Raw genomic sequence first — 14,116 nt, 5'->3', positions numbered from 1 at the left:
GGCGGGGGGGGGGGGCGGGGGGGGGGGCCGGCCCGCCGCGCCCGCGCCCCCGCCCCGCCCCCCGGGGGGTCGGGGCGGGGGGGGGGGGGGCCGCCGCGCCCCCCCCCGCCTCCGCCCGGCAACCGCGCACCGACGGGGTCAGAAATCGAACAGGCCGTGCCATACTCGGCCGCATGGAGCCCGGGACGGCGGTCCGCACAGCACGCGCGGGAGTGTTCACCGCGCTGCTGCTGTCGCTGTCGGCCGGCGGCCACATCCTGCTGACCGGCACGCCACTGCCCGCCACCGTCATGGCCGTGGCCGCCGTGGTGGTCTTCGGCACCGCGCTGCTGCTGTCCTCCGCCGAGCGGGCCTTCCTCCAGATCGCCGCGGTCCTCCTCCCCCTCGAACTGGCACTGAACGCCGTCTACAACGTCGGCCAGGACACCTGCGGAACCGGCCGCCGCCCCAGCGGTGGCCTGCTGCCCGACCTGCTGTGCGGCGGTGGCCCCGTCCACGGCATGGGCCCCGTACCCGAACTGCCCGGGCAGCTCGCCGGCGGCCAGCTGGCCGCCGTGTTCCTCGCCCACCTGGCCGCCGCGCTCGTCGCGGCCGTGTGGCTGCGCCAGGGCGAGAAGGCCGTCTTCCGGCTGCTGGGCGTAGCTGCCGCGCTCACGATGCGGCCGGTGCGGCTCCTGCTGGCCTGGCTGGTTCCGGCCGAGCCCGAGCAGGCCGTGCGCGCCCGGGCGCTCCCCGACGACGATCGTCCGGCGCCCCAGGAGGTCCTGCGGCGCGGCGTCCAGCGGCGCGGCCCGCCACCACTCCTCCCGGCGCTGAGCGGCTGACCGGGCTGACCGACGCTCGTCCACCGAGTGTGCCGTCCGCGGGGTGATCGCCCCGACAGCCCACCGCGCCCTTCCCTGCAGCCCACCCGGGCGGAACCGCCCGTACTTCCCCTTCCCCGAACCTGCACGGAGTCGTCCCGGACCCGGGCTTCCGGCCCTTGCGGCCGTGCCCGGCGTCCGCGAGACGGGAGACGAGGCCACCATGAGCGACCGGAACAGCCAGGACGCCAAGAAGTCCGCACGCGAGCGGATGCGCACCGAGCGTGAACGTCAGCAGCGGGCCGCATCCCGCCGCAAGAAGATCGTCATCGGCGGCATAGCCGTCGCCGTCGTCGGCGCGGCCGTCGGCATCAGCATCGCGCTGGCCGGGAACGGCGGCAGCAGCGGCCCGCTGGTGGTGCCCGCGAACGCCAGTGGCCCCAACGGCACCGTGATCGTCTACGGCAACCCGGACAACAAGAACGTCCTGGACGTGTACGAGGACTTCCGCTGCCCGGTCTGCGACAAGCTGGAGCAGGCCGACGGCCCGACCATCCAGCAACTCGCCGACAACGGCACGTACGCCATCCACTACCACCTGGCGACCTTCCTGGACGCCAACCTCGGCGGCAGCGGGTCGAAGAACGCCCTCGCCGCCGCGGGCGCGGCACTGAACGAGAGCACGGCGAAGTTCAAGCAGTTCCACGACGTGCTCTACGCCAACCAGCCGAGCGAACAGGACGACGCCTTCGCCAACACCGGCCACCTGCTCGACCTCGCCGCCAAGGTCCCCGGCCTGGTCACCCCCGACTTCACCAAGGCGGTCCAGGACGGCACCTACAAGCCCTGGGCCGGGAAGGTCAACGACGCCTTCAACAGCAGCGGCGTCTCCGGCACGCCCACGCTGAAGCTCAACGGCAAGCAGCTTGAGGTGTTCGACGGCCAGGGCAACCCGATCACCCCGGACCAGTACACCCAGCTGATCCAGCAGACCATCGCCGCCAAGTAGAGCCGGGGGACCACACACCATGACCACCTCCGCCCGACCCGGCACCGGCCCGACGACCGGACGGCTCACCGAAGCCGTCCGCAGCAGCCGGGCGTTCGGCCTGCTGCTGCTCATCGCCGGCGCCCTCGGCCTGGCCGCCTCCGTCACCCTCACGCTGGAGAAGATCCGGCTCCTGGAGAACCCCGCCTACGTCCCCAGCTGCAACATCAACCCGATCATCAGCTGCGGCTCGGTGATGCGCACCCCCCAGGCGTCGGCCTTCGGCTTCCCGAACTCCCTCATCGGCGTCGCTGCCTTCACCGTCGTCGTCACCATCGGGGTCTGCGTGCTGGCCCGAGCGCGGCTGCCGCGCTGGTTCTGGCTGGGCCTCCAGGCCGGGACCCTGTTCGGGGTCGGCTTCGTCACCTGGCTGATGGACCAGACGCTGTACGAGATCGGCGCGGTCTGCCCGTACTGCATCGTCGTGTGGATCGCCACCATCCCACTGTTCTGGTACACCACCCTGCACAACGTCAGGCACGGGGTGATCCCGCTGCCCGCGCGGTGGCGCCCGGCGACCGAACTGGCCGCCCGCTACCACTGGGTCGTCCCGGCCGTCTGGTACCTGGTGATCGCCCTGCTCATCCTCAACCGCTTCTGGTACTACTGGCACACCCTGCTCTGACACCCCAGGGCAGCCGTGCACACCGTCCTCGCCCGCACCGCCGGAAGGAACGCCTCCCTGCCCGCAGCTTTTCGTTATCTCCACCGGCCGCTCGGATCTCCTGAGTAGCGCGGCCCGACCGGCCGGACGAGAGGAGAGCGGGCAAGGATGAACACCGGCACCGAACACGAGAAGTCGGCGTCCCCGGAACAGGGAAGCCCTTCGTCGACCAACCGCTGGCCGGCCCACCGCATCCTCTACGCCTGCTCCCTCGCCCTGGCGGTCTGCGCGATCGCCCTGCTCACGCTGGCCGCGCGCGGGCCGTCCACGCAGGCGGGGCAACCCGGCATGCCCGGCATGGACCACGGCGCGATGCACATGTCCGGCACGGCGCCGTCGGGCATGCCCGCCATGCCAGGGATGCCGGGGATGTCCGGGACGCCAGGGATGTCGCCCGGTGACGGGCTCGCCACCGAACGCGACGGCTACCGCCTCGACTCCGCGGCCACCAGCCTCCCCGCCGGCCAAGCGGTGACCTACCCGTTCACCGTCACCGGCCCGGACGGACGCCCGGTCACCGACTTCGCCGACGTCCAGACCAAGCGGCTGCACTTCTACGCGATCCGCTCGGACCTCACCGGCTATCAGCACCTGCACCCCACGATGGCACCCGACGGCACCTGGACCGCCGACCTCGCCGCCCTCGAACCGGGCGACTGGCGCCTGTACGCCTCGTTCACACCGAACACCGGCCCCCACAAGGGCAGGGAATTCGTCCTCAGCCGCACCGTGACAGTGCCCGGCCAGGCCACCGCGGTACCACTGCCCGCCGCGACCGACAGCACTACGGTCGACGGCTACACCGTCGCAGTCCGAGGAGAGTTGACGGCCGGAACGCCCGCCCCGCTCACCGTCACCATCAGCAAGGACGGTCAGCCGGTCACCGACCTCCAGCCGTACCTCGACAGCTACGCCCACCTCAGCATCTTCCACGAGGGCGACCAGGCGCTGGCCCACCTCCACCCCGTCACCCCCGTCAACGCGGACCACGGCGGGCCGACGCTGACCCTCTACGCCCTGCTCGGCGAACCCGGCAACTGGCGGGCCTATCTGCAGTTCCAGACCGCCGGACAACTCCACACCGCGGCACTCACACTCCACGTCACCTGACACGCCGACGGTCTCACGCCGTCGGCGCCCGACCACGCGGGAGGATTTTCCGGACGCTCTTCGGAACTTTCCCCGGCCTCGATCCGACTACCAGTGCCGGGCCCGCACACCGCTGGCCCCCGCCCTCGGATCGTCCCAGGAGAGTTCCATGCGTTCTCGTGTTCTGTACGGCACGGCCGCCGCCGTCGCCCTGCTCGTGACGGGCTGCGGCAGCGGTGGGAGCGCCGAGTCCGGCGACGCGGGCGCCACCACGGCCGCCGCGCCGGGCGCCGGAGCCTCCTCGGCCGCGGCGGCCTTCCCGGTCAAGGTCACGGACTGCACCGGGAAGGAGACGGTGTTCGACTCCGCGCCGAAGAAGATCGTCACCAGCAACGCCTCCGGCCTGGAGATGCTGCTGAAGCTCGGTGCGGGCGACAGAGTGATCGGAACCGGCTTCCCGCCCGGCAAGGGCACGCTGCCCGCCGACGTCGCCGATGCCGGGGCGAAGGTCCCGGTCCTCGGTGACATGGTGATCCCGAAGGAGAAGCTGCTCGGCTCCGGTGCGGACCTGTACGTGGAGACCTTCGCCGACATGGGCGGCATGGGCGGCGGCATGGGCACCGCCCCGACCGCCCAGGAGTACCAGGCCGCCGGGATCAAGCGGGTCTTCCTGCACTCCACCGCCTGCGCGGCCGTGGCCCCGGCCGCGGTACGGGACCTGACCGGCGTCGAGGGCGACATCAAGAGCCTCGGCCAGGTCACCGGCACCTCCGCCAAGGCCGACGCGCTGGTCGCGGACATGGAGAAGAAGGTCGGCGCCGTGAAGACCGCGCTGGCGGGCGTGGCGGCGGACAAGCGCCCCGGCTACTTCTTCTTCGACTTCGACGCGGGCACCAAGCAGCCGATGGCGGTGGGCAACCGGCAGGTCGCCAACGCGGTGATCACCCTGGCCGGCGCGCGCAACGTGTTCGGCGACGTCGACGGCGACTTCAAGCCCGTCTCCTGGGAGGACGTCGTCGCCAGGAACCCCGACTGGATCCAGCTCGGGGTGCGCAACCGCGGCAGCGACGCCGAGAACAAGAAGGCCTTCGACGACGCGGAGAAGTTCCTGCGCGAGTTCCCCGCCACCAAGGGCCTCAAGGCCGTCCAGGAAGGCCACTTCGTGCGCATCGGTTCCGAGCTGACCACCATCGCCGGCACCCGCAACGCCGACACCGTCCAGCAGATCGCCCACACCCTCTTCCCCGACCAGGTCAAGGACGCACAGTAGATGACCGCCGCCACCGCGGCGACCGGCCGCCGGCCCGCGCGCACCGCGCGGGCCGGCCTCGTCGCGTCCGCGCTCTCCCTCGCCCTGGTCCTCGCCCTCACCCTCGCCGTCTCCCTCGGCGCGGTGGACATCCCCGTCCGCGAGGTGTGGACCGTCGTCGGCCACCGGCTCACCGGTTCGGCCCCGGAAGCCGGCACCCGGGACCTGATCGTCTGGCAGCTGCGGGTGCCCCGCGCCCTGCTGGCCGCGATCGTCGGAGCCGGACTGGGCCTGGTCGGCACCGCCGTCCAGGCCCTGGTCCGCAACCCGCTCGCCGACCCCTACCTGCTGGGCATCTCCTCCGGCGCCTCGCTCGGCGCGGTCGCCGTCATCGTCCTCGGCGCCGGCACCGGCTTCGCGTTCGGCTTCGGCGTCTCGGCCGCCGCGTTCGCCGGGGCCCTGGCCTCCTTCGCCCTCGTCTGGGCGATCGCCCGGCGCGGCGGCGGCTTCGCCCCGATGCGCCTGGTCCTCGCCGGGGTGGCCATCGGGCAGTTCCTCTCCGGCTTCACCAGCTTCCTCGTCCTCCAGGCCGGCGACGACCAGCAGACCCGGGGCGTGCTGTTCTGGCTGATGGGCAGCCTCGGCGCCGCCACCTGGGACCAACTCGCCGTCCCGGCCGCCGCCGTCACCCTGGGCTGGCTGGCCCTCCAGGGCCGCGCCCGGCACCTCAACGCGCTGCTGATGGGCGACGAGACCGCCGCCGGCCTCGGCGTCGACACCGCCCGGCTGCGCCGTGAACTGTTCGCCGTCACCAGCCTGCTCACCGGCGTCCTGGTGGCGGTCTCCGGCGCGATCGGCTTCGTCGGCCTGCTGGTGCCGCACGTGTGCCGGCTCGTCGTGGGCGGCGACCACCGCCGGCTGCTGCCGCTGTCCGCCCTCACCGGCGCCGTCCTCCTGGTGGCCGTCGACACCGTCGCCCGCACCGCGCTGGACACCCAGGAACTGCCGATCGGCGTCGTGACCGCCGTCATCGGCGCACCCGTCCTGCTGTACCTCCTCGACCGGAAGCTGGAGCGCTGTTGACCTCCTCCCCCTCCTCGAAGGAGGGGGATTCCCCTCAGCCTCGCGGCTGAGCCGCTGCGCGTGTGCGCTGCGGTGGGACTACTTCCTGCTTCATCGACAACCGCCCGCCCGGAGTGCTCCGTTGAGGTCTTACACCGTCTCCACAGGCTGTCACCGCCAGTCCGGCGGCCAGGATGTTGCGTGCCGCGTTCACGTCCCGGTCGTGGACTGCTCCGCAGTCGCACGCCCACTCGCGGATGTTCAGCGGCAACATGTCGCGGATGGTTCCGCAGGCCGAGCACAGCTTGGAACTGGGGAACCACCGGTCGGTTCTCACCAGGTCGCGGCCGTACCAGGCACACTTGTACTCCAGCATGGTCCGCAGCTCGGTCCAGGAAGCGTCCGAGATGGCCCGGGACAGCTTCTTGTTCTTGAGGAGGTTGCGAACGGTCAGGTCCTCGATCACGACCACTTGGTTTTCGTGGACGAGTCGGGTGGTGAGCTTGTGCAGGAAGTCCCTGCGCCGGTCGGCGATCTGCGCGTGGACGCGGGCGACCTTCTTGCGGGCCTTCTCGCGATTCTTCGAGCCCTTGGCCTTGCGGGCAAGTTCCCGCTGGGCCTTGGCCAGACGCTCCCGATCCTTGCGCTCGGACCGGGGATTGGCGATCTTCTCCCCGGTGGACAGTGTCACCAGGCTGGTGATCCCCGCGTCGATCCCCACGGCTGTGTTCAGCCTGGGCATCTGCTCGATGGTGGGGTCGTCGCACAGCATCGAGACGAACCAGCGCCCGGCCGCGTCCCGGGATACGGTCACCGTGGACGGCGACTGGCCCTCCGGAAGAGGCCGGGACCACCGGATGTCCAGCGGCTCAGCCATCTTCGCCAGCATCAGCCGGCCATCCCGGTAACGGAATGCGGAGATGGTGTACTCGGCGCTGTCCCGGGACTTCTTCTTCGACTTGAAGCGGGGATACTTCGCCCGCTTCTGCCAGAAGTTGGAGAACGCCCCTTGCAGGTGACGGAGAGTCTGCTGCAACGGAACGGAGGAGACCTCGCAGAGGAACGCCAGCTCCTCGGTCTTCTTCCACTCCGTCAGCATCGCCGAGGTGGCGTTGTAGTTCACCCGTTCCTGACGCATCGACCACGCCTCGGACCGGGCGGCCAGCGCCTTGTTATAGACGAGCCGCACACATCCGAACGTGCGCGACAGCTCAGCTGCCTGCGCATCGGTCGGGTAGAAGCGGAACTTGAAAGCCCGCTTCATGCGAGTAACCGCCACCGAACACACAGTAGCATCTACCCTTGCGACCACTGCGGGTGATCAGGTGATCAACTGCCGAGACGCCGGTCCGCCTTGGCGGCGAAACGGCTATCCCTGCCTCGCTACACGAGAGCTTCGTTTCTCCCCCGCGAGCGGGGGCACCTCCACCCCGGCTAAAGCCGGGGGTATCCATGAAGGAGTCCTGATGAGGATCACCGTCGAGGACATCACCGTCACCCTCGGCGGACGCGACGTCCTCTCCGACGTCGGCCTGATCGCCGCCGAGGGCGAGATCGCCGGTCTCGTCGGGCCCAACGGCAGCGGCAAGTCCACCCTGCTGCGCACCGTCTACCGGCATCTGCGCCCGCACGCCGGGCGGGTGCTGCTGGCCGACCGGGACGTCCGGTCCCTGGCCCCGGCCGAGGCGGCCCGGCACATCGCGGCGCTGCCCCAGGAGCGCGGCTCGGACTTCGAGTTCACCGTGCGCGAGGTCGTCGCGATGGGCCGTACCCCGTTCAAGCGGGCCTTCGCCGGGGACGACGAACACGACCACGCGACGGTGGCCGAGGCCCTGGAGCGTGTCGGTCTCCAGCCGTACGCGCAACGCCGGTTCGCGGAGCTGTCCGGCGGCGAGCGCCAACGGGTCCTGCTCGCGCGGGCGTTCGCCCAGCAGCCGGATGTCCTGGTGCTGGACGAGCCGACCAACCACCTCGACGTCCAGCACCAGGTGGAGCTGCTCGCCCTGCTGCGCGAGCAGCGCCGCACCACCCTGATCTCGCTGCACGACCTGAACGCCGCGGCCTCGCTCTGCGACCGGCTCCACGTCCTGCACGACGGCGCTGTCGTCGCCTCCGGGACACCCCGAGAGGTGCTCACCCCGGACTTGCTGGCGAAGGTGTTCGGGGTGCGGGCCACCGTGGTCGAGCACCCGCTGACCGGCGACCCGCTGATCGCCTTCGACCACCGGAACACCCTGCCCACCCCGACCACGGAGGAGTCGCCCGTCACGGTGTGAGATCGGTGCGGGTGGCCCCCGGTCCCCCCACGGGACCGGGGGCCACCCGCACTCCTGGAGGTGGTCAGGAGGCCTCGAAGTGGCTCGGCCGGCCGTCGCGCAGCACCAGGGTGCCCTGCCGCTCGGCGTCGGCCCGGCGCATCAGCTGCCAGCTGCCGTCGGGCCGGTGCAGGACGGCCGAGTGCCACGGGGTGGTCCAGGCGTCCGGGGCGTCGAGGAGGCAAATGCCGAACTTGGCGGCGCCGCGCGGCTGGGGGTGGATGGACAGGCGGACGGTACGGGGATGGTGCTCGGCGATGAGGTCGCCCCAGGCGCGGCTGCGCTGGATGACGCCGTAGGCGCGCTGCCGGCATTCGCGCTGGAGGGCCGACTTGGTGCCGGTGAAGTCGACGGTGTCCTCGGTGAGGAAGCGGGTGATGCCGCAGTAGAGGGCGAGGGTGTGCTCGTCGCTCTTCACCTCGGCGCGCAGTTCCTCGACGGTCGGGGCGTGGGCGGCGTGGACGTGGGCGCGCTTCTCGTCGTACGGGAGGTCGCCGAGCACGTCGCGCAGGTCGAAGACGGACAGGTGGGTCAGGCCCTCGCGCCGGATCATGGCGGCGAGTTCGTCGGAGTAGGCGTCGATCTGCGGGTCGGGGACGCGGATCAGATCGCCGAAGACGTGGCCGTCGGAGCAGATCTCCATCCGCGCGCCCGGCTCGTACACCTCGCCGATCGCGCGGCAGAGGTCGTCGAGGAAGGTGAGGGAGAGGCGCTCGCCCTCGTCGGGCAGGTGGCCGAGGACCTTGTCGGGGCTGGGGGACTTGCAGGGGAAGCCGGGCAGGGTGAACACGATCGGATCGCCGTACTCGGCGAACTCGCCTATCTGGCACAGCTGTTCGGGGAAGTCGTCGACGGTGGCCGGGGTGGCGGTGTCGGTGGCCCGGCGGTGGGGCAGGAGCAGTTCCAGGACGGCGGCGCTGATCTGCCGGACGTCTCTGGACCTGGGTGTGGCGGTACCGGTGGTGGTCATGCGGCTTCTCCGTGAGGGCATGGCGGGATGGCGTCCCGGCGCGCCCGCGCCCTCCGGTGGGGGCGGGCGGGCCGGGACGCCTGAGACGGGCGGGTCGGGGCGCGCGGTGGGGCCGGTCGGTCAGATGCGCTTGTCGTAGGCGACGGGCAGCTGGTTGACGCCTCGGGCGAGGACGGCCGGAATCCAGGTCAGGTCGTCCAGGGGGCCCCCGGGCCGCAGGCCGGGCAGGCGGGTGAGCAGGGTGGCGACGGCGATCTGGAGTTCGGCGCGGGCGAGGGCGGCGCCGGGGCAGAAGTGGATGCCGTGACCGAAGGCCAGGTGGGGGTTGGGGCTGCGCTCCAGGTCGAGGGTGTCGGCGTCCGGGAACTGTTCGCCGTCGCGGTTGGCGGCGCACAGCGAGACGATGACAGAGTCGCCGGCCGGGATGCGGGTGCCGTGCAGGTCGCTGTCCCGGGCGAAGAACCGCCAGGTGGTCAGCTCGAAGGCGCTGTCGTAGCGCAGGAGTTCCTCGATCGCCCGGGGCATCAGGCCGGGGTCGTCCCGTAGCCGTTCCAGTTGCTCGGGGTGGCGGAGCAGGGTGATCAGCATGGTGGTGATCTGGTTGGTGACGGGCTCCTGGCCGGCGACCAGGAGCTGGAAGATCATCGAGTCGAGTTCCTCCTGGGTGAGTTCCTTGCGGTCCTTGGCGACGACCAGGCGGGAGAGCAGGTCGTCCTCCCAGTGCTCGCGCTTGTGGGCGACGACGTCGGCGATGTAGGTCTGCAGGCCGAGCAGCCTGGCCTCGTAGGCGGGGCGGCCCGGGTCCTGGGGGCCGACCGGCTGGACGACCTTGCCCCAGTCGCGGTCGAAGCGGGCGGCGAGCTCCGGGGGCAGGCCGATGACCTCGGCCAGGACCTTGAAGGGGTAGTGCGCGGCGAAGCCGGCGACCAGGTCGGCGCCGTTCTCGGCGGGCAGCGCGTCGACCAGGGCGTCGGCGATCTCCTGGAACCTGGGCCGCAGGGAATCCACCCGCCGCGGGGCGAAGGCGTCCAGGACGAGGCGGCGCATCCGGGTGTGCTCCGGCGGGTCCTGGTGCAGCAGGTGGACCTGGAGCTGGGAGTGCTGGGGCTCCGGCATGATCGAGGCGAGGGAGCGCCAGTAGTCGTTGCCCAGGCGGTGGTTCTTGCCCAGTCGGGGGTCGTTGAGCGCGGCATGGGCGGCCTCGTAGCCGGTGACGAGCCAGGCGGCGATGCCGGAGGGGAAGCGCACCCGGTGGACGGGCCCGGCGTCGCGCATCCGCCGGTAGAGGTCGTACGGGTCGGTCTTGTACGCGGCTCCGTACAGCGGTATCGGCTCGCCGGCGGTGGCGCCGGTGACGGGGCAGCGGCCCTCGGTGCGGTCGGGGGTGGTCATGTCCGGGTTCCTCCGGGAGGGGTGGTGCGGTGGAGAGGTTCAGAGGGCGAGGGCGGGGCGGTGGTGGTCGAGCCAGAGCGCGAGGTCGACGACCCGTTCCAGGCGCAGGCGGTGACCCCATGCCAGCTGGTCGGCGGGGGTGTCGAGGGTGGCCTTGATGACCGTCTCGTCGGCGATGTCGCGCACGTGCGGCGCGTCCAGCGCCTCCCGGGCGAGCCGCTGGAGGCCGGCGTTGTAGTCGGCGTGGTGGGTGGCCGGGTAGTGGTTCTTCGGCCGCCACAGCACCGAGTCGGGGGCGATTGCCCGACCGGTGTCGCGCAGCAGGCTCTTCTCCCGGCCGTCGTGGCTCTTCATCGCCCAGGGGGTGTTGAAGGCGTACTCGACGAGGCGGTGGTCGCAGTAGGGGACGCGGACCTCCAGGCCCTGGGCCATCGAGAGGCGGTCCTTGCGGTGGAGCAGCTGGCGCAGCCAGCGGGTGAGCGAGAGGTGCTGCAGCTCGCGCTGGCGGTGCTCGGCCGGGCTCTCGCCGTCCAGGTGCGGGACGACCGCGAGGGAGCTGCGGTAGGTGTCCTCGCGGAACTCGCGGATGCGCAGGTGGGCGGCGAGGTCGGGGTGGATCGGCATGGCGGCGGCGTCGCCGGTGACGAGCAGCCAGGGGAAGGTCCGCGCGGCGAGCGCCTCAGGGGTGTGGAACCAGGGGTAGCCGCCGAACACCTCGTCCGCGGCCTCGCCGGAGAGCGCGACCGTGGAGTGCTTGCGGATCTCGCCGAACAGCAGGGAGAGCGAGGTGTCCATGTCGCCGACACCGATCGGCGAGTCCCGGGCGACCACGACGGCCCGCCGGTTCTCCGGGTCGAGCAGCGCGCGTGGATCGAGGACGACGGTGGAGTGCTCGGTGCCGATGAAGGCGCCCGCCTCGGCGGCGAACGGGGTGTCGTGGCCGGTGCGCAGCACGTCGCCGGTGAACCGCTCGGCCTGGTCGCTGTAGTCGACGGCGTAGGAGCGCAGCTTCGCCTCGTGCCCCTGGGTGCGCCGGAGTTCGTCGGCGACGAGGGCGGTGACGACGGTGGAGTCGAGGCCGCCGGAGAGCAGGCTGCACAGCGGGACGTCGGCTTCCAGCTGCGACCTGGCGGCGCGGTCGACCAGCTCAGCGACCCGTTCCTTGGTGGTCTCCAGCCGATCGGCGTGCGGGCGTGCGGTCAGCTCCCAGTAGCGGCGCTCGCGGACGCCGTCCCGGTCGAGGACGAGCAGGCCTCCGGGGTGGACCTCGCGGACGCCCGCCCAGACGGTGGGGCCGGTGTTGAACAGCAGGCTGTACGCCTCGCGCAGGCCGTCGGCGTCCACGGTGGGGGCGACCTCGGGGTGGGCGAACAGCGCCTTGGGCTCGGAGCCGAAGACCAGGCCACCGTCGACGGCGGCCCAGAACAGCGGCTTGACGCCGAGCCGGTCGCGCACCAGGAGGAGTCGCTGTTCGCGCTCGTCCCAGATGCCGAAGGCGTACATGCCCTCCAGGTGGTCGACCAGGGCATCGCCCCACTCCAGGTAGGCGCGGAGCACGACCTCGGTGTCACTGCGGGTCCCGAAGCGGTGGCCTCTGTTTCTGAGTCGCTCCCGCAGTTCGTGGTGGTTGTAGACCTCGCCGCTGTAGGTGAGGACCACCTGTGGCCGGTCGGGGCGGTCGGCCATGGGCTGGGCGCCGCCGTCGACGTCGATCACGGCGAGCCGCCGGTGGCCGAGCGCGGCGGTGCGGCCGAGCCAGACGCCGGCGGCGTCGGGGCCGCGCAGGGCCATGGTGGCGGTCATCGCCTCGATGACCGGGGCGCTGTGGCGGACGTCCTGGTGGAAGGACACCCAGCCGGTGATTCCGCACATGCGTGTGCTCCTGACGGTGAGCGGGGTGGAAGAGGAGGGTTCAGGCCGTACGGGGCCCGGAGCGGCCGTGCGACGCCAGCAGGGGGACGGCGAGGCAGGCGCCGGCTGCGGCGAGGCCGAGGCCCGCGTGCAGGCCGGCCGTACCGGATCCGCCGAGGCTCCAGGCGGCGGTGGCCAGGGCCGGGCCGAGGGTGAAGCCGAGGCTGCGGGCGAGCTGGACGGTGGAGCTGGCGGTGGCCGTCGTCGCCGGGGTGGCGGCGCTCATCACGAGGGTCTGGGTGGGGCCGCCGTACAGGCCCATGCCGGCTCCGGCCAGGGCGAGGCGCCAGGCGATGTCCGGCAGGCTCCAGGTGTCGTCGAGCGGCACGAGCAGGAGGAAGCCGAGTGCGGTGAGCGCGATCCCGGCGGTGGCGGTGGGCCGGGCGCCGAGGCGGTCGGCCAGGCGGCCGCCGAGCGGCCCGCCGATCCCCATGGCGAGGGGGAAGCACAGGATGGTCAGGCCGGTGACGGTGGCGCTCTCGGCCTCGTCGCGCTGCAGGTGCAGGGCGAGCAGGTAGTGGACGACCGCGAAGGCGGCCGCGACGGCCAGGACGGCCGTGTTGATCCCCGCCGTCCGGCTCTCGCGCAGGACGGCCCGGACGGGGCGGCCGCCTCCCCGGCGCAGCCACCACAGGACCGGCGCAATCGCGGGGGCCGCCAGCAGCAGCCAGGCGGCCGAGTCGGCCGACAGGGTGAGCCCGAGCAGCAGCGCGGCGACGGATCCCCCGATCAGGCCGGCGTCGGCGAGCTCGGCCCGGCCGGGTGCGCGCAGGACGCCTCCGGCGGGGACCTGGCGGCGGGCGACCAGCCAGGCGGCCAGGCAGACCGGGAGCTTGACGAGGAAGATGGCCCGCCAGCCGAAGTGGTCGAGCAGCAGCCCGCCCAGGGCGGGGCCGGTGACGGCGCCGAGCGGTCCCAGCGTCGCGGGCACGCTCATCGCCCGGGCCCGCAGCTGTGGCCGCACCGAGCGCATCGCCAGCACCGGCATCAGGACGAACAGCACGGAGCCGAAGGCCCCCTGGGCCACCCGCGCTGCGATCAGCGCGCCGGCCCAGGGCGCCGCGGCGGCGGCGACGCTGCCCAGCGCGAACCCGCCGACGGCGGTGAGTACGGCCGGCCGGGTGCCGACGGCGTCCAGCCAGCGGCCGGTGGGCAGGAGCAGGGCCACCAGCGGGAGTTGGTATCCCAGGACGGCCCACTGGGCGGTCCGGGCGGAGACGTGGAAGCTGTCGGCGATGTCGGCGAGTGCGATGTTGACGATGTTCATGTCGAGCATCGCCACGAACGACAGCATCCCGGCGACCGCGACCAGGCTCCAGCGGTCCGCCGACCGCGGCACCTCCTGTGCCGTCGGCGCGCTCACCGGGCGACCCCCTTGACGGCGGGTCCGAACCGGTGCGACGAGCGTTCGCTGGGGCGCATGCTCCGTCCTTCCTCCTGGAACCGGGCGCCGTCGGCAACGGCACCCGGCACACGAGTCGGACCGGAACCCCGCAAAGTTCCGAACGCCTGCGTGATTCTTTTCCGAACAGAGGAGCGACACCGGGCCGGGAACCGCGGCACCTCGCGCCGACTACCCGGACGACGACACCGCCCTCACCACCTCCCGACCC

12 protein-coding genes are annotated in these 14,116 nt (G+C 72.2%); 7 read left to right on the top strand and 5 right to left on the bottom strand.

Features of this window, described 5'->3' with window-relative positions:
- Positions 1-173 precede the first annotated feature (173 nt).
- The 6 genes from ACIRYZ_RS28380 (at position 174) to ACIRYZ_RS28355 (ending at position 5,936) form a co-directional block, all read left to right on the top strand.
- Complete coding sequence (locus ACIRYZ_RS28380) at positions 174-824, top strand: hypothetical protein (RefSeq protein WP_402949372.1); 651 nt, start codon at positions 174-176, stop codon at positions 822-824.
- A gap of 202 nt (positions 825-1,026) precedes the next feature.
- The gene (locus ACIRYZ_RS28375) at positions 1,027-1,812 is read left to right on the top strand and encodes a thioredoxin domain-containing protein (protein ID WP_402949370.1); all 786 of its coding nucleotides are present in this window, start codon (positions 1,027-1,029) and stop codon (positions 1,810-1,812) included.
- Positions 1,813-1,831: 19 nt separating this feature from the next.
- Positions 1,832-2,476, top strand: coding sequence for a vitamin K epoxide reductase family protein (locus ACIRYZ_RS28370; protein WP_402949368.1), 645 nt, complete (start codon positions 1,832-1,834; stop codon positions 2,474-2,476).
- A 147-nt stretch (positions 2,477-2,623) separates the two neighbouring features.
- Positions 2,624-3,625, top strand: a complete 1,002-nt coding sequence (locus tag ACIRYZ_RS28365) for a hypothetical protein (protein WP_402949366.1) — start codon at positions 2,624-2,626, stop codon at positions 3,623-3,625.
- A gap of 148 nt (positions 3,626-3,773) precedes the next feature.
- On the top strand, positions 3,774-4,874 hold the full coding sequence (locus tag ACIRYZ_RS28360; protein WP_402949364.1) for an ABC transporter substrate-binding protein: 1,101 nt from the start codon (positions 3,774-3,776) through the stop codon (positions 4,872-4,874).
- Positions 4,875-5,936, top strand: coding sequence for a FecCD family ABC transporter permease (locus ACIRYZ_RS28355; RefSeq protein WP_402949362.1), 1,062 nt, complete (start codon positions 4,875-4,877; stop codon positions 5,934-5,936).
- A gap of 34 nt (positions 5,937-5,970) precedes the next feature.
- Here ACIRYZ_RS28355 and ACIRYZ_RS28350 read toward each other — a convergent pair whose 3' ends face one another.
- Positions 5,971-7,179: an RNA-guided endonuclease InsQ/TnpB family protein gene (locus ACIRYZ_RS28350; protein WP_402949452.1), complete on the bottom strand. Its 1,209-nt coding sequence runs from the start codon at positions 7,177-7,179 to the stop codon at positions 5,971-5,973.
- A gap of 202 nt (positions 7,180-7,381) precedes the next feature.
- Between ACIRYZ_RS28350 and ACIRYZ_RS28345 the strand changes: the two genes are divergently transcribed.
- Positions 7,382-8,191, top strand: coding sequence for an ABC transporter ATP-binding protein (locus ACIRYZ_RS28345; RefSeq protein ID WP_402949359.1), 810 nt, complete (start codon positions 7,382-7,384; stop codon positions 8,189-8,191).
- Positions 8,192-8,255: 64 nt separating this feature from the next.
- Here ACIRYZ_RS28345 and ACIRYZ_RS28340 read toward each other — a convergent pair whose 3' ends face one another.
- From ACIRYZ_RS28340 to ACIRYZ_RS28325, 4 genes are all read right to left on the bottom strand, one after another.
- Positions 8,256-9,200, bottom strand: a complete 945-nt coding sequence (locus tag ACIRYZ_RS28340; RefSeq protein WP_402949357.1) for an L-tyrosine/L-tryptophan isonitrile synthase family protein — start codon at positions 9,198-9,200, stop codon at positions 8,256-8,258.
- Between the two features lie 120 nt (positions 9,201-9,320).
- Positions 9,321-10,592 carry a cytochrome P450 gene (locus ACIRYZ_RS28335; protein WP_402949355.1) on the bottom strand — a complete coding sequence of 424 codons (1,272 nt, stop codon included), beginning with the start codon at positions 10,590-10,592 and terminating at the stop codon, positions 9,321-9,323.
- A gap of 39 nt (positions 10,593-10,631) precedes the next feature.
- Positions 10,632-12,464, bottom strand: coding sequence for an asparagine synthase (glutamine-hydrolyzing) (asnB, locus tag ACIRYZ_RS28330; protein ID WP_402949353.1), 1,833 nt, complete (start codon positions 12,462-12,464; stop codon positions 10,632-10,634).
- 40 nt (positions 12,465-12,504) lie between these two features.
- Positions 12,505-13,866 (bottom strand): MFS transporter, encoded by a 1,362-nt coding sequence (locus ACIRYZ_RS28325; protein WP_402949350.1) that lies wholly within the window; start codon positions 13,864-13,866, stop codon positions 12,505-12,507.
- Positions 13,867-14,116 lie beyond the last annotated feature (250 nt).

It is taken from the genome of Kitasatospora sp. NPDC101155 (genome assembly GCF_044768305.1).
Taxonomy (GTDB): Bacteria; Actinomycetota; Actinomycetes; order Streptomycetales; family Streptomycetaceae; genus Kitasatospora.
Note: the sequence above shows the minus strand (reverse complement) of the source record. Positions and strands in the feature narration are given on the sequence as shown.

Bases quoted from the DNA above. Each gene is read 5' to 3' on its own strand.
- ACIRYZ_RS28380 (WP_402949372.1), top strand. From the start codon at position 174: ATGGAGCCCGGGACGGCGGTCCGCACAGCACGCGCGGGAGTGTTCACC.
- ACIRYZ_RS28375 (WP_402949370.1), top strand. From the start codon at position 1,027: ATGAGCGACCGGAACAGCCAGGACGCCAAGAAGTCCGCACGCGAGCGG.
- ACIRYZ_RS28370 (WP_402949368.1), top strand. From the start codon at position 1,832: ATGACCACCTCCGCCCGACCCGGCACCGGCCCGACGACCGGACGGCTC.
- ACIRYZ_RS28365 (WP_402949366.1), top strand. From the start codon at position 2,624: ATGAACACCGGCACCGAACACGAGAAGTCGGCGTCCCCGGAACAGGGA.
- ACIRYZ_RS28360 (WP_402949364.1), top strand. From the start codon at position 3,774: ATGCGTTCTCGTGTTCTGTACGGCACGGCCGCCGCCGTCGCCCTGCTC.
- ACIRYZ_RS28355 (WP_402949362.1), top strand. From the start codon at position 4,875: ATGACCGCCGCCACCGCGGCGACCGGCCGCCGGCCCGCGCGCACCGCG.
- ACIRYZ_RS28350 (WP_402949452.1), bottom strand. From the start codon at position 7,179: ATGAAGCGGGCTTTCAAGTTCCGCTTCTACCCGACCGATGCGCAGGCA.
- ACIRYZ_RS28345 (WP_402949359.1), top strand. From the start codon at position 7,382: ATGAGGATCACCGTCGAGGACATCACCGTCACCCTCGGCGGACGCGAC.
- ACIRYZ_RS28340 (WP_402949357.1), bottom strand. From the start codon at position 9,200: ATGACCACCACCGGTACCGCCACACCCAGGTCCAGAGACGTCCGGCAG.
- ACIRYZ_RS28335 (WP_402949355.1), bottom strand. From the start codon at position 10,592: ATGACCACCCCCGACCGCACCGAGGGCCGCTGCCCCGTCACCGGCGCC.
- asnB (WP_402949353.1), bottom strand. From the start codon at position 12,464: ATGTGCGGAATCACCGGCTGGGTGTCCTTCCACCAGGACGTCCGCCAC.